The sequence below is a fragment of the Luteibacter jiangsuensis genome (assembly GCF_011742555.1).
GTDB lineage: Bacteria > Pseudomonadota > Gammaproteobacteria > Xanthomonadales > Rhodanobacteraceae > Luteibacter > Luteibacter jiangsuensis.
The window spans coordinates 434,045-452,063 of sequence record NZ_JAAQQR010000003.1 but is presented as its reverse complement, the minus strand read 5'-3'; the positions used below and the strand labels follow the sequence as shown (position 1 = coordinate 452,063).

The window sequence follows — 18,019 nt, the reverse complement described above, 5'->3', positions numbered from 1 at the left end:
AACGCGATCCATGGGATCATCCCGCCTTCGTATTTCCAAGGGACCGGCCCGGGCCGGATTCGTGCGCCACTGATGGACCTGCTCAACGACCTCGTCGATTTCTTCGGAAGGAACGGCTACCTCGCTGTCTTCTTCGCACTGATGCTGTGCGGCGCAGGCCTTCCGCTTCCCGAAGACATCAGCCTGGTCGCGGGCGGCATCATCACCGGCCTGGGCTACGGCGACGTGCACACCATGGTCGGCGTAGGCATGGCCGGCGTGCTGGTGGGCGACTCCACGATGTTCCTGCTCGGCCGCCATTTCGGGGGGCGCATCATGAGTTGGCGCCTCGTGGCCCGGCTGCTGACGCCGGAACGCTATGCCAAGGTGCAGGAGAAATTCGAGCGCTACGGCAACCGCATGATGTTCGTCGCGCGCTTCCTGCCCGGCATGCGCACCGCCGTGTTCATCACGGCCGGCGCCACGCACCGCGTGGGCTTCTTCCGCTTCCTGCTGCTCGACGGCCTCGCCGCCGCCATCAGCGTGCCGATCTGGGTCTACCTCGGCTATTTCGGCGCGCACAACCACGAATGGCTGGCGATGTGGATCCGCCGCGGCCAGACCGGCGTCTGGCTCGCCATCGCCGCCGCCGTGGTGGTGCTCGGCGTGATCTGGTGGCGGAAGAAGAAGGCGGCGAGGGATTGCTAGTGTGTAATGTGGGAGCCGTTTCAACGGCGATGGGATTCGCGCCAAGCATGCCCGCTGCCGCGGGATCGCCGGCGTAGCCGGCTCCCACAGAAGCCCCCGAGCACCGTGGCTTCCCGACGAGCATGCGTGCTTTGTGTGGGAGCCGCTTCAGCGGCGATGGGGGCTTGAGGGAACTTCGCCCGCTGCCGCGGGATCGCCGGCGTAGCCGGCTCCCACATTTCCCAGTTCGGCGAACAGCCAGGCCCTGAACAGTTCGGTTTCTTCCCGCGCGGTCGCCTCGTGCGATACGGAAAGGTAATACGTGTGCTGCAACGGAACGTCGATGCGGAACGGCTCGGCAAGCCTTCCGGCAGCAAGGTCGTAAGCGACAAGAAGCTCCTGCGCCAACGCCACGCCCTGCCCTTCGATGGCGGCCTGCAACATCATCGTGCCGTCGCCGAAGCCCATTTCGCGCGACACGGCGCCGGGAGCGACGCCGGCACGTTCGAACCACTGGTCCCAGCCCACGGCGGGAGCCGCGCGGCGGCCGGGGCGCTCGTGTAGCAGCACCTGGGTGGGAAGGTCTTCGGGGCCGCGCAATTGCCCTGCCACGGCCGGCGAGCACACCGGGGTGTAACGACTCACGACAAGGATCGATTGCTCGCGTCCCTCACCGAGGCGGTCGTCCACCGCCAGATCCCAGTCGCCGCCATCGCCACCGTCGGTGACCACCTCGACGGCGATGTCCGGGTGCTTCGCGAAGAAGCGGAACAGGCGAGGCACGAGCCACTTCGTGCCGAAGGTGGGAGGTACCGAGACCCGCAGCGAGGCGTTCCTCTGGCCGAGAACCTGGTCGGTCGCTTGCTGCAGCGCACGAAAAACGTCGCGAACGCGCGGAAAATAATTCTCGCCGGCGGCCGTGAGTTTCAGTCGATTGTTGCGCCGCACAAAGAGCGGTGTGCCGAGATAGGATTCCAGCAATTTGACTTGCGCACTGACCGCTGCGGGCGTCAGCGCCAGTTCCTCGGCCGCCTTCGTGAAGCTCGAATGCTGCGCTGCAAGCTCGAACACGCGCACGGCGTTGAGGGGTAGCGAGCGCTTCATTGCAAGGTCATCAAGAAAAATTTGGGGAAGGCCCGAAGAATTTCTAGTTTGCCTGCGTCGGAAGGCCACGCCAAGAATCCGGGGTCCCTAGAGCGGATCTCCGATGAACATCCTCACCATCGACACCGGCACGACCAACACGCGCGTCAGCGTGTGGCAGCGCGGCGCCGTCATCGGACAGGCGGCGCGGCAGGTCGGCGTACGCGACACGGCCATCACCGGCAGCAGAACCCGGCTCGAAGAAGGTGTTCGCGAGACGATCGCCGAAGCCCTGGCCGCCGCGGAACTGGACGAAGGCGACATCGACCGGGCCCTGGCGTCCGGCATGATCACCTCCAACATGGGCCTGTGCGAGATTCCGCACGTGGTCGCCGCCACGAGCATCGACGACCTGGCCGGCGCCATGCGCGAGAGCCACCTGCCCAACGTGTGGCGCGACCCCATCTGGTTCGTTCCGGGCGTACGGAACGCGGTGGAACACATCGGCCTGCACAACTGCGAGGCGATGGACATGATGCGCGGCGAGGAGGTGGAATCCTTCGCGCTGGTGGAACGTCTCGGCCTCGACGAGCCCACCGTCATCGTGCTGCCGGGTTCGCATTCCAAGTTCGTCAGCATCGATGCCGAGCGCCGGATCGAGGGCTGCGTCACCACGCTCGCGGGCGAACTGCTGCACGTGATCTCGCACGACACGATCCTCGCCAGCTCGCTCAAGGAAGGCTTCGCGCAGCGCATCGATGGGGAGATGCTACTCGCGGGCGCCGCCTCGGCGAAGAAGATCGGCCTGGGCCGCGCCTGTTTCAGCGTGCGCATCCTGGACCAGTTCGCGGTGTACGACGCCAACGCGCGCGCGAACTTCCTGCTCGGCGCCGTGCTCGGCTCCGACCTCCTCACCCTCAAGAATTCCAGCGCGATCCGGATGAGCCCGGGCACGCGCTTCGTGGTGAGCGGCAAGCCCATCCTGCGCGAGGCCATCGCCCGCCTGGTGGAAGGCGACGATTTCTTTTCCGGCACCGTCACGGTGCTGGGCGACGACGAGCAACGCGACCTCGCGGGACACGGCGCCATCGCCGTGGCACGCCGGCGCGGGCTGGTCGGGTAATCCCCTGCGTTTGACGAGGAGCAGCACATGAAGATGAACATCGCCAACGGTCTGAAGGCGCTTGCCCTGGCGCTCGCCCTTTCCGGCTGCTCCGCGGCACCCAACGACGAAGTGAAGATCGGCTTCGTGGTGAAGCAGCCCGAGGAACCCTGGTTCCAGGACGAATGGAAGTACGCGGAGCAGGCGGCGAAGGAGAAGGGCTTCACCCTGGTGAAGATCGGCGCGCCCGACGGCGGTCAGGTGCTCACCACCATCGACAACCTGAAGGCACAGCACGCGCAGGGCTTCATCATCTGCACGCCGGACGTGAAGCTCGGCCCTTCGATCGTCGCCAAGGCCAAGGCCGACGGCCTGAAGCTTATGACGGTGGACGACCGCCTCGTCGACGGCGCCGGCAAGCCGATCGAGGCCGTGCCGCACATGGGCATTTCCGCATCGAAGATCGGCGAGCAGGTCGGCCAGGCGATCGCCGACGAAATGAAGAAGCGCGGCTGGAAGCCAGAAGAAACCGGCGCATTGCGAGTGTCCTACGACCAGCTGCCCACCGCGCGCGAACGTACCGAAGGCGCGGTCGAGGCACTCACCGCCGCCGGGTTCCCGAAGGACAACATCGTCAACGCGCCCCAGGCGAAAACCGATACGGAGAACGCGTTCAACGCGGCGAACATCGCCATCACCCAGCATCCGGACTTCAAGCACTGGGTGGCCTTCGGCCTCAACGACGAAGCGGTGCTCGGCGCCGTGCGCGCAGCGGAAGGCCGCGGCTTCTCGGCCGAAAACATCATCGGCGTGGGCATCGGCGGCAGCAAGTCGGCCCTCAACGAATTCTCCAAGGCACAGGCCACCGGATTCTTCGGCAGCGTGCTCATCAGCCCGAAGCGCCACGGTTACGAGACCTCGGTGAACATGTACGAGTGGATCAAGAACGACAAGGCACCGCCGGCGCTCACGCTCACCACCGGCCGCCTCATCACGCGCGCCAATGCGGACGAGATCCGCAAGGAAATGGGGCTTTGACCATGGCCGACGTTCCGCGCCTCGAGTTCCGCCACATCGGGAAGACCTTCCCCGGCGTGCGGGCGCTCGGTGACGTCGGCTTCGAGGTACGCGCGGGCAGCGTGCACGGCCTGCTCGGCGAGAACGGCGCAGGCAAGTCCACGATGATGAAGATCCTTGGCGGGGAATACATTCCCGACGAGGGCGAGGTGGCCATCGACGGGCAGACGATGCACTTTCGCAGCGCCGCCGACGCCATCGAGGCCGGGGTGGCGGTGATCCACCAGGAACTCCAGTACGTGCCGGAGCTTTCGGTCATGGAGAACCTGCTGCTAGGGCGCCTGCCGACACGCTTCGGCCTTGTCGATCGCCGCCGCGCGCTGGCCTGGACCCGCGAACGACTGGACGCGCTGGGTGTCGATCTCGACCCGCGCGCGAAGCTGAAGCAACTCTCCATCGGCCAGCGGCAGATGGTTGAGATCGTGAAGGCCATTCTCCGCGACGCGAAGATCCTCGCGCTGGACGAACCGACCAGTTCGCTGTCGCACCGCGAGACGGACGTGCTGTTCCGCCTCGTGCGCGACCTGCGCGCACAGGGCAAGGCGATGATCTACATCTCGCACCGCATGGACGAGATCTTCGAACTCTGCGACGCCGCCACCATCTTCCGTGACGGCCGCAAAGTGGCCGATTTCGACACTCTGGAAGGCGTCACGCGCGACACGCTCGTGCAACGCATGGTCGGCCGAGAGATCAGCGACATCTTCGGCTACCGCCCGCGTGCACAGGGCGACGTGCGCCTTTCGGTCGAGGGAGTCACCGGCCGCGCGTTGCCGGCGCCGACCACCTTCGACGTGCGTGCCGGCGAGATCGTGGGCTTCTTCGGATTGGTGGGCGCCGGACGCTCGGAGATCATGCGCGTCGTGTACGGCGCCGACCGGCGCACCGCCGGCGAGGTGCGTGTTGATGGACGCCCGGTAAAGGCGTCGCGCATCCGCGACGCCATCCGCCACGGCCTCGTCTTCTGCCCCGAGGACCGCAAGGAAGAAGGCATCATCGGCGTGCGCTCCGTGTCGGAGAACATCAACATCAGCGCGCGGCGGAACCATCTCACGGCGGGGCTCTTCGTGAACGACCGCGCGGAGGCGCGCACGGCCGACCGCTTCATCGAGCGCCTGCGCATCCGCACGCCGCACCGCCGGCAGGAAATCCGCCTGCTTTCCGGCGGCAACCAGCAGAAGGCCGTGCTTTCGCGCTGGCTCGCCGAGAAGGACCTGCGGGTGCTGATCGTCGACGAACCCACGCGCGGCATCGACGTGGGTGCCAAGAACGAAATCTACAACGTGCTCTACGAGCTCGCCGACCGCGGCGTTGCCGTGGTGATGATCTCCAGCGAACTTCCCGAAGTACTGGGCGTTTCCGATCGCGTGATCACCATGTGCCATGGCCGCATCACGGGGCAGTTCGATCGCGCCTCGGCCAACGAACAGAACGTCCTCGCCGCCGCCCTGCCCGAAGGCGCGGGAACCACCCTTCCAAGGAATGCCTGACCCATGACCGAGTCCAACGCCGCCGCCATCGCCGCGACTCGCGAGGCGCCCCGCGACCGCCGCTGCGCCCTGCTCTGGCAGCTAGTCGACGATTACAGCCTGATCGGCATCTTTATCGTGCTGTTCGCCGTGCTGAGCATGACGGTGCGCTACTTCTTCTCGTGGGACAACGTCGTGGGCCTGGCCCTGTCGGTGTCGCAGATCGGCATGGTCGCCTGCACCATGATGTTCTGCCTTGCCTCGCGCGACTTCGACCTTTCGGTCGGTTCCACCGTGGCGTTTGCCGGCGTGTTCTGCGCCATCGTGTCCAACGCCACCGGTAGCGTGGCCATCGGCATGGCCGCGGCCATCGTCGCCGGCGCGCTCGTGGGCTTCGTCAATGGCGTGGTCATCGCGAAGCTCAAGATCAACGCACTGATCACCACCCTGGCCACGATGGAGATCGTGCGCGGCCTTGCGTTCATCGCCTCTCACGGCCAGGCGGTCGGCGTCAGCAGCGAAGCCTTCTTCACCCTCGGCAGCTCGCAGTTCCTGGGGCTTCCGGTGCCGGTATGGGTCACGCTCGCCTGCTTCGTCGTCTTCGGCGTGCTGCTCAACAAGACCATCTACGGCCGCAACACCCTGGCGATCGGCGGCAACCCCGATGCGGCGCGCCTCGCCGGCGTGGCCGTCGACCGCGTGCGCATCGCCATCTTCCTCATCCAGGGGCTCGTTGCCGCGCTGGCGGGAGTGATCCTCGCCTCGCGCATGACCAGCGGGCAACCCAACGCCGGCGAGGGCTTCGAGCTCAACGTGATCTCGGCGTGCGTGCTGGGCGGCGTGTCGCTGATGGGCGGCCGTGCGACCATCAGTGGCGTGCTCGTTGGCGTGCTCATCATGGGCACCGTGCAGAATGCAATGAGCCTCATGAACATCGACGCCTTCTACCAGTACCTCGTGCGTGGCGCGATCCTCCTGATCGCCGTGCTCGTGGACCAGCTAAAGAACCGCAGGCAATCCCGCTGATGACCGACTTCAAGCCGATTTCGCCACAACGCCAGGCCCACGCCGAGGGCGTGATCTGGGACGACCACGCCAGCCTGGTGCGCTGGACCGACATCGCCACCTCGCGCCTGTACGCGTACGACCCGGCCACGGGCGCCGTGTCGGAGGCGGTGCTTCCCGCCCGTCTGTGCTGCTTCGCACTCACCCACGTGCCGGGGGTGCTGCTGCTGGCGCTGGAGAAACAGCTGGCGCGCTACGACACCCGCGACGGCACGCTGCACGTGCTGGAGGACATCGAGCCCGACCTGACCGGCATGCGCGCCAACGATGGGCGCTGCGACCGCGGCGGCAACTTCGTGTTCGGCACGCTCAACGAACGCGGCCCGGAGAAAACGGCCTCGTTCTGGCGCTATACGCACGACGGCAAGCTGGGCCGCCTCGCCCTGCCCAAGGCAGCGATCACCAATAGCATCTGCTTCAGCCCCGACGGGGAGACGATGTACTTCACCGACTCGCCCACCGCCCAGATCATGGCCTGCGACTACGACGCCGCCAGCGGCGAGGTCGACCGTATCCGGGTGTTCGCGGCACTGTCGCCCGGACTGGAGCCGGACGGCTCCACGGTAGACGCGGAAGGCTTCCTCTGGAACGCCCAGTGGGGCGGTTCGCGCGTCGTGCGTTACGCGCCGGACGGCAGGGTCGACGCGACGATCGAACTGCCGGCGCGGCAACCCAGCTGCGTGAGCTTCGCCGGCCGCGAGCTCGACCGCATGGTGATCACCTCGGCCCACAAGGGCCTGGACGAGTCGGTGCTGCGCGACGAGCCCGCCAACGGCGCCATCTTCATCGGCAGCCCGGCGCAGGGCCGCGGCTTGCCGGAAGCGCGCTACGGTCACGGAGTGAAGGCATGACCCGCCGCCCCGATCCCCGCACCACACCGCTTCCCCGGCTCGCCGGCAAGGTGGCCATCGTCACCGGCGCCACCCAGGGCATCGGCGCGGCCACCGCGCGGCTGTTCGCCGCGCATGGCGCGAAGATCGTCCTCAACGTGCTCGAGGACAATGCGCAGGCACGCGACACGCTCGCCAGCCTCGACACCGGCGACGCCATGCTCTTCGAGGCGGACGTGACCCACCCCGATGCCATCGGGCGCATGGTCGCCGCCGCCAACGAGCGCTTCGGGCCGCCCGACGTGCTGGTGAACAACGCCGGCATCAATGTCTTCAACGACCCGCTGTCGTTGAGCGACGAGGAATGGACGCGCTGCTTCGAGGTGGACCTGAAAGGCGCCTGGAACTGCGCGAAGGCGGTGTTGCCGGGCATGCTCGCGCTCGGGCACGGCAGCATCGTGAACATCGCCTCGGTGCACGGGCACAAGATCATTCCGCACTGTTTCCCCTACCCGGTGGCCAAGCATGGCCTGATCGGCCTCACGAAGGCCCTGGGCATCGAATACGCCGCGCGTGGCATCCGGGTGAATTCGATCTCGCCCGGCCTCGTGCTCACCGCGATCGCCGAAGCCGGCTTCGCCGCCGCGCCCGATCCCGAAGCCGAGCGGCGGAAGCAGACCGAGATACTGCCCAACAAGCGCATCGGCGAGCCCGAGGAAATTGCCTATACCGCACTGTTCCTCGCGTCCGACGAAGCCCGCTACATCAACGCCGCCGACATTCGCATCGACGGCGGCCGCTCCCAGCTCTACCACGAGTGAACGCCATGGCCTGGCCCACCGCCCTACCCCTCATCGCCATCCTCCGCGGCATTACCCCGGACGAGGTGGTCGCTCATGTCGAGGCATTGCTCGAAGCCGGCTTCGACGCCATCGAAGTACCGCTCAATTCGCCCGACTGGCAGCGCAGCATCCCGCTGGCACTCGAGGCGGCCGGCGACCGCGCCCTCGTGGGTGCCGGCACTGTGCTCACGCCGGATGCCGTGGATGCCGTGGCCGATCTCGGGGGCCACCTGCTGGTCACGCCCAACACCGATGCCTCCGTGGTCCGTCGCGGCCGCGAGCGCGGCATGTATACGTCCATCGGCTTCACCACGCCCAGCGAGGCCTTCGTCGCGCTGGCGGCGGGCGCGCAATCACTGAAGCTGTTCCCGGCGTCGCAATGGGGGCCGGGCTACGTGAAGGCGATCCGTGCCGTCCTGCCTCCCGACGTGCCCCTGCTCGCCGTGGGAGGCGTCACGCCCGAGAACATCGGCCAGTTCCTCGACGCCGGCTGTATCGGTGCAGGGTTGGGCGGCGACCTGTATAAAGCGGGACAGCCGGTATCGCGCACGCGTGAGCGCGCGCAGGCCTTCGTCAAAGCCTATCGCTCGGTATAAGCATGAAGATCACCCGCATCACCACCTATCGCGTCCCGCCTCGCTGGATGTTCCTGAAGATGGAAACCGACGAAGGCATCGTCGGCTGGGGCGAGCCCGTGATCGAAGGTCGCGCGCGCACCGTCGAGGCGGCGGTGCACGAGTTGTCCGAGTATGTGATCGGCAAGGACCCCTCGCGCATCAACGACCTCTGGCAGACCATGTACCGCGGGGGTTTCTATCGCGGGGGCGCCGTGTTCATGAGCGCCATCGCCGGCATCGACCAGGCCCTGTGGGACATCAAGGGCAAGGCCCTCGGCGCGCCGGTGTTCGAACTGCTTGGCGGCCGCGTACGCGACCGCATGAAGACCTATTGCTGGGTGGGTGGTGACCGTCCCGCCGACGTCATCGCGCAGATCCGCGAGCGCCTCGCGCACGGCTTCGACACGTTCAAGATGAACGGTTGCGAAGAGATGGGCATGATCGGGTCGAGCAAAGCCGTGGACGATGCCGTGGCGCGGGTAGCGGAAATTCGCGAGGCCTTCGGCAACACGATCGAGTTCGGTCTCGATTTCCACGGCCGTGTTTCCGCGCCCATGGCGAAGGTGCTGGTGAAGGAACTGGAACCGTTCCGACCGCTCTTCATCGAGGAACCGGTGCTCGCGGAACAGGCCGAGTACTACCCGCGCATCGCCGCGCAGACGTCCATTCCCCTCGCCGCCGGCGAGCGCATGTACTCGCGCTTCGAATTCAAGCACGTGCTGGAGCGCGGCGGCATCGCCATCGTGCAGCCCGACCTGTCGCATGCCGGCGGCATTACCGAGTGCGTGCGCATCGCGGCGATGGCGGAAGCCTACGACGTGGCCTTCGCGCCGCACTGTCCGCTCGGCCCCATCGCGCTCGCCTCCTGCCTGCACGCCGACTTCGTCAGCTGGAATGCCACGCTGCAGGAACAGAGCATGGGCATCCATTACAACCGCGGCGGCGAAGTACTGGACTACGTGCTCAACAAGGAGGCGCTGGCGCTCGACGACGGCGGCTACGCGAAACCGTTCACCGCGCCGGGCCTCGGCATCGAGGTCAACGAGGAACTGGTGATCGAACGCAGCCGCGCCGCCGCCGATTGGCGCAACCCGCTGTGGCGGCATCCGGATGGGTCCGTGGCGGAGTGGTGATTGCGGGCACGATGCCCGTTGCCGCGGGATCGCCGGCATAGCCGGCTCCCACAGAAGACCTCCTCACACACAGAGGTTTCCTCACAAGCATGCGAGCTCTGTGTGGGAGCCGGTTAGCCGGCTCCCACAGAAGACCTCCGCAAGCACCGAGGTTTCCTTACAAACATGCGAGCTTTGTGTGGGAGCCGCTTCAGCGGCGATTCGGACCTGCCGCGGCTACCCGCGCATCGATCACCCGCACCTCGCCCGGCGCCAGTCCATCCAGCCGATAGCCGCCCACGGCTTCGCGGATCAGACGCAGCGTCGGCAGGCCCACCGCGGCGGTCATGCGGCGTACCTGACGGTTGCGGCCCTCGCGCAAGACAATGCGAAGCCACGCATCCGGCACAGTCTTGCGGTAGCGGACCGGCGGATCGCGCGGCCATAGCCATTCGGGTTCATCGATGGCCTCGACACCGGCCGGCAACGTGGGGCCGTCTTTCAGCACCACGCCGCGACGCAGGCGTTCGAGCGCTTCTTCCGAAGGCGACCCTTCCACCTGAACCACATAGGTCTTCGGTTGCTTGTGCTTGGGATCGGCGAGACGGTGCTGCAGCGCTCCGTCGTCCGTCAGCAGCAACAGCCCTTCGCTGTCCTGGTCGAGCCGGCCGGCTGCGTATACGCCCTTCTGCGGCACGAAGTCGGCCAGCGTGCGCCGGCCGGCTTCGCCCGTGAACTGGCAGAGCACGCCGAAGGGCTTGTTCAACGCCACCAGCACTCAGCACATCCTCCGCGCGCCGTGACCTTGCACGGCGCGATCCGGTGTCGCACGCGTCACTTTGCGGTGGCGGGCTTCACGAAGCGGAGCGTCATGCGGTCGGACTCGCCGATCGCCGCGTACTTCGCCTTGTCCTGCTCACCCAGTTCATAGGTGGGCGGCAACGTCCAGACGCCCTTCGGGTGATCGTGGTTGTCCTTCGGGTTCGCGTTGATTTCGCTCTGCCCGTCGAGCTTGAAGCCCGCGTCGGTCGCCAGCTTGATGACGTAATCCGTGGGCAGGTAGCCCGTGTTGACCACCTGGTCGAGCGTCTTGCCCTTATCGGCGCGATGGTCTTCCACACCCAGCACGCCACCCGGCTTCAGCACCTTGTAGAACGCCTTGAACATGGTTTCGGCGTTGCCGTCGGCGGCCCAGTTGTGCACGTTGCGGAAGGTCAGCACCATGTCGGCCGAGCCTTCCGGGCCGAGGTTTGGCGCCTTGTCGTCGAATTCGAGAAGCTTCGCGTTGCCGTAGTGCGCCTGGTCAAACTTGAACTTGTTCTCCAGCGCCAGCTTGCTCTTGGACCCGTTCGGCACGGCGCCGATGTAGTGACCGTTGGCGTTGAGGAACGGCGCGATGACCTCGGTGAACCAGCCACCGGACGGCCAGATCTCGATCACGGTCATGTCGGGCCGGATGCCGAAAAAGCCGAGTGTCTGAGCCGGGTGGCGATAGGGGTCGCGGGCCTTGTTCTTTTCCGAGCGCCAGCTGCCGTTCACGGCCTGCTGAAGCTGGGCGGAGGCCACCTGCCCCGCACTGGCCGGCGGCGTGGTCTGCCTGGGCTGGTCGACGTCATAGGCAACGGCCACGACGGAGGCCACGAGGCCGATCACATTGGCAACGATGAACTTCTTCGCGAATTTCTTCATGACGACGCCGCTTCCTGTGGGGGTGGGCGGGAAGGCTAGCACGACCGGGCGCGCCCGCCGCCTTGAGATAACGCATACACTTCCTTAAGCATCATTGTCTCCCCACGTCCCCCGGGAAGCCGCACATGCCACTGCATCACGCCCGCCCCCTGGCTGGCGCCATCTTCTTCGCGCTGTGCGCGACGGCCGCGGCGCAGGAGGCCCGGCTCGCTCCGGTCGTGGTCACGGCCACCCGCACCGCGCAGGCCCCTTACGACATCCCTGCCGCCATCGACGTGGCGGCAACTCCACCGGACGGCTCGCTCGACGTGAACCTCTCGGAGCGCGTGCAGGCCATCCCCGGCATCGTGGCGCGCGACCGGCAGAACTATGCCCAGGATGCGCAGGTTTCGATTCGCGGATTCGGTGCCCGTTCCACGTTCGGCATCCGCGGGGTGCGCCTCTATACGGACGGCATCCCCGCCAGCATGCCGGACGGCCAGGGGCAGGTGTCGCACTTCAACCTGGATTCGGCCGATCGCGTGGAAGTGCTGCGCGGTCCCTTCTCGGCACTCTACGGAAACGCTTCGGGAGGCGTCGTGCAGGTATTCACCGCCGACGGCACCGATCCCCCCGAACTACGCTTCGGCGTCGCGGGGGGCAGCAACGGCAACCTCAGGGCGTCGGTAAATGCCAGGGGTGTGGAAGGGCCGGTGGACTACAACGTCGACTTCACCCACTTCCGCACCAGCGGCTACCGGGACCACAGTGCCGCGCGCCGGGAATCGGGCAACGCCAAGATCGGCTGGAAGATCGACGACGACGCGAAGCTCACCCTCGTGGTCAACACGCTCGATGTGCCGGACGCGCAGGACCCGCTCGGACTCACCCGTGCGCAGTACCAGGCCGACCCGCGCCAGGTGGCCGCCGCGGCGAAGACGTTCGACACGCGCAAGTCGGCCGACCAGCAGCAGGCGGGCCTCATTTACGACCAGCGTATCGACGACGCCAACCGTCTTCGCGTCATGGGTTACTACGGACAGCGCGGCGTGACCCAGTACCTGTCGATTCCCGTGGCTACCCAGGTCTCGCAGCCCGGGAATTCGGGCGGCGTGGTGGACCTGTCGAACGACTATGGCGGCGGCGACGTGCGCTGGACCTGGAGCGACACGCTTGCCGGGCGCCCCTTCGAGCTGGCCGCCGGCGTCGCGTATGACAATCAGGAACAGCATCGGCAGGGCTACGAGAACTTCGTGGGCGATGCGCTGGGCGTGCGCGGCAGGAAGCGCCGCGACGAGATCGATCGCGTGTTCGACTTCGACCAGTATGCGCAGGCCACCTGGCGCGTAGCCGACGACTGGACGCTAATGGGGGGTGCGCGGCACAGCGAGGTGCGCTTCCGTTCGAGCGACCGCTATGTCGCGCCGGGAAACCCCGACGACAGCGGCACGGTGAAGTATTCCGCGACGACGCCCGTGTTCGGCGTGCTGTGGCGCGCGGCGCCGTGGATGCATGTCTATGCGAACTGGGGGCGGGGCTTCGAGACCCCGACGTTCTCCGAACTGGGCTACCGGGCGGATCGAGGCCCGGGCCTCGCCTTCGACCTCAAGCCGTCGCATTCGCGCAACGCCGAACTTGGCCTGAAACTTCGCCCGGCAGAGGGCATGGAGGCGGGCCTTGCGCTCTTCCGTGCCGACAGCGACGACGAACTCGCCGTGGCGACCAACCTCGGTGGCCGCACGACTTACCAGAACATCGCGCGATCACGCCGGCAGGGCATCGAGGCATCGTTCAAGGACGAGCTGACGAACGATCTGCATGTCGTCGCGTCGTACACCCACTTGCAGGCCAGCTTTCGCACACCGTTCCTGACCTGCGTCTCCGCGGGGTGCCCCGCACCCGACACGCCGGTACAGGCCGGCACGCGCATCCCCGGTGTCCCGCGCTCCATGGGTTACGCCGCACTGCGCTATGGCGCCACGAAGGGATGGCAGGCAAGTCTCGATGTGAGCGCGATGGGCGCCACCTCGGTAAACGATCTGGGTACCGAATCGGCACCCGGATACGCGTTGTTCGGTCTTTCGGGCGGTTATGTGTTCGACCAGGGTCCGTGGCGCGTGAACACCTTCGCCCGCGTGGATAACGTGGCGGACCGGCACGTGATCGGCTCGGTGATCGTCAACGACGGGAACGGCCGCTACTACGAACCCGCGCCGGGGAGAACTTTCCTGGTGGGCGTGGACGTGCGCTGGCGATAACTGTGTTCCCTTGTGAGAGCCGGCTGCTCGTTGTGGGAGCCGGCTTCGCCGGCGATCCCGCGGCAGCGGGCACGGTTGCGACAAGCACCCATCGCCGCTGAAGCGGCTCCCACACAAAGCGTGCTCGCCTTGCATGGAGGAATATCTTCTGTGGGAGCCGGCCCTCGATCAGCCCGAGATGGCCAGGCGCTCCGAGCGGTACATCCATGCCGTGGCCCATACGGCCAGTATCGCCGCGGCGAAGCCACCGGCAAGGCACAGGCCCATCTGCCAGCCGGGCACGCCGTCGCCACGCAGCAACTGCACGATGCCGAGGTTCTGTCCCAGCAGCGGCACCGCGTACATCCACGGCTCCGCGCGCACGGGGATGACCGAGAGCAGCGCGCTGGGCAGCACCGGCACGATCATCAGGATCGACAGGTACGTCTGCGCCTCGCGATAGCTTTTCGCGAAGGCGGACACCAGCGACTGCAGCGCGGCGAGCAGAAGGATCAACGGCAGCATCAGCAATACCACCTGCGCCCCGAAGCGGAAGCCCAGATCGAGCGCGATGCCCAGCTTGTCGGTGGGGATGAACCACGGCGCGGTGGCGAAGGCGGCCACGCTGAGCAGCAGGCTCACCACCGAAAAGCTGCAGATGGCGCCGAGCTTGCCGGCGAGGATCTTCCAGCGCGACACCGGATTGACGAACAGCGGCTCCAGCGACTGCCGCTCGCGCTCGCCGGCAGTGAGGTCGATGGCGAGGTACATGCCGCCCAGGAACACGGTAAGCACGAAGAAATACGGCAGGAACGAGAACATGAGCGCGGACCGCGATTGCGACGTGGCCTGGTCGCGTTCGGCCACCTGCACCGGCCATGCGGTGGTGGGCGACATGCCGCGCGCGATGAGGCGCATGGCGCCTTCCCGCTTGCCGTATGACTCCACGGCATTGCGCACGCGCGCAACGGGGGTCGACGCGTCCCGCCGCGAGGAGTCGTAGATCACCTCCACCTGCACGGCCTGCCCCTCGCTCCAGGCCTTCGCATAGGCCGGGGAGATGCGTACGACCACGTCGGCACGCTGTTCGCGCACGGCCGTTTCCGCATCGGCGAGCGCCGGTGCCGCATCGATGCCGGCGCTGCGCAACGCGCCGACGAGGTTGGGGGCGAGGTCGGCACCGATGACGGGCACCGAGAGCGGCCGGTCCGACTTCGACAGCTGCTGGTTGATCATGACGTTCATCAGCATGATGAACATCACCGGACCCAGCAGCGGCCCGGTGATCAACGCGTTGATCAGCGTGCGCCGGTCGCGCAGGTTTTCGCGCACTTCCTTCCAGTAGACGGTGGTGAACGCGCTCATGCGGCGAGGCCCTCGTCGGTTCCGATGATTTTCACGAAAGCGTCCTCGAGCGTGGTCTCGCCGGTCTGCGCCAGCAACGCGTCGGGTGTCTCGTCCGCCACCACGCGTCCGTGCGCGATCACCACGATGCGGTCGCACAGCGCGGCGACCTCCTGCATGATGTGGCTGGAGAACAGCACGCAACGGCCCTCGGCCTTCAGGCGATGCATGAAGTGCCGCATGGCGCGGGTGGCCATGACGTCCAGCCCATTGGTGGGTTCGTCCAGCAACACGTTGCGCGGGTCGTGCACCATCGCACGTGCGATCGCCGTCTTCACCCGCTGGCCCTGCGAGAACCCTTCGGTGCGCCGCCCGGCGATGTCGCGCATCTCCAGTGCGTCGATCAGCGCTTCGCGGCGTTCGCGCAGCAGCCCCGCGGGGACGCCGTGCAGCCGGCCGAAGTAGTCGATGTTCTCCGCCGCCGTCAGCCGTTTGTACAGGCCGCGCGCATCGGGAAGCACGCCAAGCTGCCGCCGCACGGCGATCGGATCGACGGAAGCGTCCACGCCGTCGACGAGCACCTGTCCCGCGTCCGGTGTCATCAGCGTGTAGAGCATGCGCAGCGTGGTGGTCTTTCCCGCGCCGTTGGGCCCGAGCAGGCCGGTGATCTCGCCGTCGCGCGCCGTGAAGCTCACACCGTTCACGGCACGCACGTCGCCGAACGTCTTGTGCAGGTCCCTGACTTCGATCATGGGGTGGCTCCGTTGAAACCGACGAAGACCGGCAAGGGCGCGAGACGGTCGAGACAGCTGGCATCCAGTCCCTTCGCGTCGGCCTTGTCGATGAAACGATCCAGCAGGCGGGGCATGCAGCCGCGCGCCACCACGTTGTGGCCCTGCCCCTTCAGTACGAAGTGACGTCCGTTCGGCAGGCCCTTCAGCACGTCGTCGCCGTAGCGGGGCGGCGTCACGGGATCGAACTCCCCGGACATGAGCAACGCAGGCACGTCGCTCTTGAGCGGCTGGTGAAAGTCCGCAGGCCGCGTGCCGTGCGGCCACACCGAACAGGCGGTGCGGAACGCCTCGATCATGGTGTCGCCGAGGATGGTGTCCTTGTCTTCCGGCCGCGACCGCAGCAGGTCGGCATCTTCGGAACAGATCACCGAATACTGCATGCCGCCGTCCATGCTGTCGCCGAGGTCGCCGGTGAGAAGCTTGGCCTGCCCGAGAAGCGGGCCGACGTCGCCATGCGCGGCGGCATCGATGGACAAGGGAAGAAGCGCGGCGGTTTCGGGCGAATAGGCGAACATGCGCACCACCGTCGCCAGCGAATATTCGCTGAGCACGCGCTGCACCGAGGCGTAGTTCTGCGGGTCGCGGAAACTCACCTTGTGCGGGTTGGCGCGCAGCGCATCCCTCAACTGGTAAAGCGTCTGGTAAGGGTCGCTGAAGCGCGAGCGGCAGGCCTCGTCGGCATGGCAGCGGGCGAACTGTGCCTTGAGCGCGGCGTCGAGGTTCACCGCGAAGTCCTCGCCGAGCACCAGGCCGTTCGGCGCAATCCCGTCCAGGATCAGGGTGCGCAGTCCGTCGGGGTGGCGCATGGCGTATTGCTGCGCCACCCGCGTGCCATAGGACACGCCCAGCATGTCGAAGCGTGGCGAACCCAGCGCACGACGCACGTCTTCCAGATCGGCGACCGCGTCGGTGGTCGTGTAGAAGCGGACGTCGGCCTCTTTCGAAAGACGGTCGAGGCAGGCAAGGGTTTCCTTCCGCACCGCCGCCGCGTCGAAGCCGCTCTCGTCTTCCGCGCCGCCCGGCACACCCGGTTCGTCGTCGCGGCAACTCAGGGGATTCGATTCGCCCGTGCCGCGCTGGTCGAGCAACAGCACGTTGCGATGTGTGAGCAACGGCGCCAGCGCGGGAGCGATCACGGTGTAACTTTCCGCCGCCGACTGGCCGGGACCTCCCGCGATGAAGGTCACTATGTCGGGCGCGGGCACCTGCGCACTGCTGCGCAGCACGGCCAGGCGAAGCGATATCTTCCGTCCCTCGGGATGCGAGCGGTCTTCCGGCACCTCGAAAGGCGCGCACCACGCGGCGGTCGACAAGCCGGAATGCGGTTGCGCGAGTTCGCACGGGCGCAGTTCCAGCGAACCCAGTTTCCAGACGCGCGGCGGTGCGGGTTTCGTGGCGGCGAGGGGCTGGGTGCCCGTTGCCGTGTCGGTACCGTCGTGTCGTGTCCACTGCCGCACGCCGAAAGCCGCGGCAAGTATGACGACCACCATGGCGATCCGTGGCATTCGTTTCATGCCTGCTCCCCGGGAGTGAAGATGGATTCGATGGGCATTTCGAACAACCTGGCTATCTTGAAGGCCAGCGGAAGGCTGGGATCGTATTTCCCTGTCTCGATCGCGTTGACGGTCTGCCGGGAAACGTCGAGCTTGTCGCCCAGGTCGGCCTGGGACCACCCCAACAACGTGCGCAATTCGCGGACGCGGTTATTCATCGCGAGCGGTAGTACCAGCCGAGCGCGCACTTGGCCACGCCAAAGCTGCCCATGAGCACTGGCAACACCCAGATCGCCACGGATTCCGCCGAAGGCTGCGCGATCACCTTGGCGTTCAGCAACATGCCGTAGGTGAAAAATCCGAAGCCGCCCACCGCACCGCCGATGGCGATGGCCTCCAGGTCGACACGGCGCTCGAACTCGTCCTGGTCGCGGATCACCCGCACCATCGCCCGGATGACGAAGGCGATCGGCAGCACGGGCAGGAGCGTGACGACCGTGCGCGGGGCCGTGCCCTCCAGAGACTTCAGCCAGCTCACGGACAGCAGGATCAGCACGACATAGGCGAACATCGCCGGAAAGAACTCGCGCAGGTAACGCTTGTGTACGGCTCGCATTGGC

Annotated in this window: 18 protein-coding genes; 10 read left to right on the top strand and 8 right to left on the bottom strand. The window is 66.8% G+C overall.

The window, feature by feature from the left end; genetic code table 11:
• The first annotated feature begins 72 nt into the window (after positions 1-72).
• Positions 73-687 (top strand): DedA family protein, encoded by a 615-nt coding sequence (locus HBF26_RS08900; RefSeq protein ID WP_167125136.1) that lies wholly within the window; start codon positions 73-75, stop codon positions 685-687.
• Between the two features lie 147 nt (positions 688-834).
• Here HBF26_RS08900 and HBF26_RS08895 read toward each other — a convergent pair whose 3' ends face one another.
• Positions 835-1,770 carry a LysR substrate-binding domain-containing protein gene (locus tag HBF26_RS08895; RefSeq protein ID WP_167125134.1) on the bottom strand — a complete coding sequence of 312 codons (936 nt, stop codon included), beginning with the start codon at positions 1,768-1,770 and terminating at the stop codon, positions 835-837.
• A 103-nt stretch (positions 1,771-1,873) separates the two neighbouring features.
• On the opposite strand from HBF26_RS08895, the gene HBF26_RS08890 reads away from it, so the two are divergent.
• The 8 genes from HBF26_RS08890 to dgoD are packed head-to-tail and all read left to right on the top strand — an operon-like array spanning position 1,874 to position 9,884.
• Positions 1,874-2,872, top strand: a complete 999-nt coding sequence (locus HBF26_RS08890) for a 2-dehydro-3-deoxygalactonokinase (protein ID WP_167125132.1) — start codon at positions 1,874-1,876, stop codon at positions 2,870-2,872.
• 27 nt (positions 2,873-2,899) lie between these two features.
• Positions 2,900-3,889, top strand: a complete 990-nt coding sequence (locus tag HBF26_RS08885; RefSeq protein ID WP_167125130.1) for an arabinose ABC transporter substrate-binding protein — start codon at positions 2,900-2,902, stop codon at positions 3,887-3,889.
• A gap of 2 nt (positions 3,890-3,891) precedes the next feature.
• Entirely contained in the window at positions 3,892-5,418 is a 1,527-nt protein-coding gene (gene araG, locus HBF26_RS08880) for an L-arabinose ABC transporter ATP-binding protein AraG (RefSeq protein ID WP_167125128.1), read from the top strand.
• A 3-nt stretch (positions 5,419-5,421) separates the two neighbouring features.
• A complete protein-coding gene (araH, locus tag HBF26_RS08875) occupies positions 5,422-6,423 on the top strand; it encodes an L-arabinose ABC transporter permease AraH (RefSeq protein ID WP_167125126.1) in 1,002 nt (333 codons plus the stop codon).
• Complete coding sequence (locus HBF26_RS08870; protein WP_167125124.1) at positions 6,423-7,313, top strand: SMP-30/gluconolactonase/LRE family protein; 891 nt, start codon at positions 6,423-6,425, stop codon at positions 7,311-7,313. Before araH ends, HBF26_RS08870 begins: the two co-directional genes overlap by 1 nt.
• The gene (locus HBF26_RS08865; protein WP_167125121.1) at positions 7,310-8,113 is read left to right on the top strand and encodes an SDR family oxidoreductase; all 804 of its coding nucleotides are present in this window, start codon (positions 7,310-7,312) and stop codon (positions 8,111-8,113) included. Before HBF26_RS08870 ends, HBF26_RS08865 begins: the two co-directional genes overlap by 4 nt.
• Positions 8,114-8,118: 5 nt before the next feature.
• Positions 8,119-8,730 carry a 2-dehydro-3-deoxy-6-phosphogalactonate aldolase gene (locus HBF26_RS08860; RefSeq protein WP_167125119.1) on the top strand — a complete coding sequence of 204 codons (612 nt, stop codon included), beginning with the start codon at positions 8,119-8,121 and terminating at the stop codon, positions 8,728-8,730.
• Positions 8,731-8,732: 2 nt separating this feature from the next.
• Positions 8,733-9,884: a galactonate dehydratase gene (gene dgoD, locus HBF26_RS08855; protein WP_167125117.1), complete on the top strand. Its 1,152-nt coding sequence runs from the start codon at positions 8,733-8,735 to the stop codon at positions 9,882-9,884.
• A 190-nt stretch (positions 9,885-10,074) separates the two neighbouring features.
• On the opposite strand, the gene HBF26_RS08850 is transcribed toward dgoD, so the two are convergent.
• Together HBF26_RS08850 and HBF26_RS08845 are read right to left on the bottom strand one after the other, a co-directional pair.
• Complete coding sequence (locus tag HBF26_RS08850) at positions 10,075-10,641, bottom strand: pseudouridine synthase (protein WP_167125115.1); 567 nt, start codon at positions 10,639-10,641, stop codon at positions 10,075-10,077.
• Between the two features lie 56 nt (positions 10,642-10,697).
• Positions 10,698-11,552, bottom strand: coding sequence for a class I SAM-dependent methyltransferase (locus tag HBF26_RS08845; RefSeq protein WP_167125113.1), 855 nt, complete (start codon positions 11,550-11,552; stop codon positions 10,698-10,700).
• Between the two features lie 125 nt (positions 11,553-11,677).
• Here HBF26_RS08845 and HBF26_RS08840 point away from each other — a divergent pair, with 125 nt between their 5' ends.
• Complete coding sequence (locus HBF26_RS08840; RefSeq protein WP_167125111.1) at positions 11,678-13,789, top strand: TonB-dependent receptor family protein; 2,112 nt, start codon at positions 11,678-11,680, stop codon at positions 13,787-13,789.
• A gap of 168 nt (positions 13,790-13,957) precedes the next feature.
• On the opposite strand, the gene HBF26_RS08835 is transcribed toward HBF26_RS08840, so the two are convergent.
• Genes HBF26_RS08835 through HBF26_RS08815 form a run of 5 tightly spaced genes read right to left on the bottom strand, consistent with a single transcriptional unit; the run spans position 13,958 to position 18,015 of the window.
• The gene (locus tag HBF26_RS08835) at positions 13,958-15,133 is read right to left on the bottom strand and encodes an ABC transporter permease (protein ID WP_167125109.1); all 1,176 of its coding nucleotides are present in this window, start codon (positions 15,131-15,133) and stop codon (positions 13,958-13,960) included.
• A complete protein-coding gene (locus HBF26_RS08830; protein WP_167125107.1) occupies positions 15,130-15,864 on the bottom strand; it encodes an ABC transporter ATP-binding protein in 735 nt (244 codons plus the stop codon). Before HBF26_RS08830 ends, HBF26_RS08835 begins: the two co-directional genes overlap by 4 nt.
• Positions 15,861-17,420 (bottom strand): alpha/beta hydrolase, encoded by a 1,560-nt coding sequence (locus HBF26_RS08825; RefSeq protein ID WP_167125105.1) that lies wholly within the window; start codon positions 17,418-17,420, stop codon positions 15,861-15,863. Before HBF26_RS08825 ends, HBF26_RS08830 begins: the two co-directional genes overlap by 4 nt.
• A complete protein-coding gene (locus HBF26_RS08820; RefSeq protein ID WP_167028575.1) occupies positions 17,417-17,617 on the bottom strand; it encodes a helix-turn-helix transcriptional regulator in 201 nt (66 codons plus the stop codon). Before HBF26_RS08820 ends, HBF26_RS08825 begins: the two co-directional genes overlap by 4 nt.
• Positions 17,614-18,015 carry a hypothetical protein gene (locus HBF26_RS08815; RefSeq protein ID WP_167125103.1) on the bottom strand — a complete coding sequence of 134 codons (402 nt, stop codon included), beginning with the start codon at positions 18,013-18,015 and terminating at the stop codon, positions 17,614-17,616. The genes HBF26_RS08820 and HBF26_RS08815 overlap by 4 nt, the downstream gene beginning before the upstream one ends.
• Positions 18,016-18,019 lie beyond the last annotated feature (4 nt).

Excerpts from the sequence above, each read along its gene's own strand:
- HBF26_RS08885 (WP_167125130.1), top strand. The coding sequence starts at position 2,900 with ATGAAGATGAACATCGCCAACGGTCTGAAGGCGCTTGCCCTGGCGCTC.
- HBF26_RS08835 (WP_167125109.1), bottom strand. The coding sequence starts at position 15,133 with ATGAGCGCGTTCACCACCGTCTACTGGAAGGAAGTGCGCGAAAACCTG.
- HBF26_RS08860 (WP_167125119.1), top strand. The coding sequence starts at position 8,119 with ATGGCCTGGCCCACCGCCCTACCCCTCATCGCCATCCTCCGCGGCATT.
- dgoD (WP_167125117.1), top strand. The coding sequence starts at position 8,733 with ATGAAGATCACCCGCATCACCACCTATCGCGTCCCGCCTCGCTGGATG.
- araH (WP_167125126.1), top strand. The coding sequence starts at position 5,422 with ATGACCGAGTCCAACGCCGCCGCCATCGCCGCGACTCGCGAGGCGCCC.
- HBF26_RS08840 (WP_167125111.1), top strand. The coding sequence starts at position 11,678 with ATGCCACTGCATCACGCCCGCCCCCTGGCTGGCGCCATCTTCTTCGCG.
- HBF26_RS08845 (WP_167125113.1), bottom strand. The coding sequence starts at position 11,552 with ATGAAGAAATTCGCGAAGAAGTTCATCGTTGCCAATGTGATCGGCCTC.
- HBF26_RS08900 (WP_167125136.1), top strand. The coding sequence starts at position 73 with ATGGACCTGCTCAACGACCTCGTCGATTTCTTCGGAAGGAACGGCTAC.
- HBF26_RS08865 (WP_167125121.1), top strand. The coding sequence starts at position 7,310 with ATGACCCGCCGCCCCGATCCCCGCACCACACCGCTTCCCCGGCTCGCC.
- HBF26_RS08890 (WP_167125132.1), top strand. The coding sequence starts at position 1,874 with ATGAACATCCTCACCATCGACACCGGCACGACCAACACGCGCGTCAGC.
- HBF26_RS08825 (WP_167125105.1), bottom strand. The coding sequence starts at position 17,420 with ATGAAACGAATGCCACGGATCGCCATGGTGGTCGTCATACTTGCCGCG.
- HBF26_RS08830 (WP_167125107.1), bottom strand. The coding sequence starts at position 15,864 with ATGATCGAAGTCAGGGACCTGCACAAGACGTTCGGCGACGTGCGTGCC.
- HBF26_RS08870 (WP_167125124.1), top strand. The coding sequence starts at position 6,423 with ATGACCGACTTCAAGCCGATTTCGCCACAACGCCAGGCCCACGCCGAG.
- araG (WP_167125128.1), top strand. The coding sequence starts at position 3,892 with ATGGCCGACGTTCCGCGCCTCGAGTTCCGCCACATCGGGAAGACCTTC.
- HBF26_RS08895 (WP_167125134.1), bottom strand. The coding sequence starts at position 1,770 with ATGAAGCGCTCGCTACCCCTCAACGCCGTGCGCGTGTTCGAGCTTGCA.
- HBF26_RS08815 (WP_167125103.1), bottom strand. The coding sequence starts at position 18,015 with ATGCGAGCCGTACACAAGCGTTACCTGCGCGAGTTCTTTCCGGCGATG.
- HBF26_RS08820 (WP_167028575.1), bottom strand. The coding sequence starts at position 17,617 with ATGAATAACCGCGTCCGCGAATTGCGCACGTTGTTGGGGTGGTCCCAG.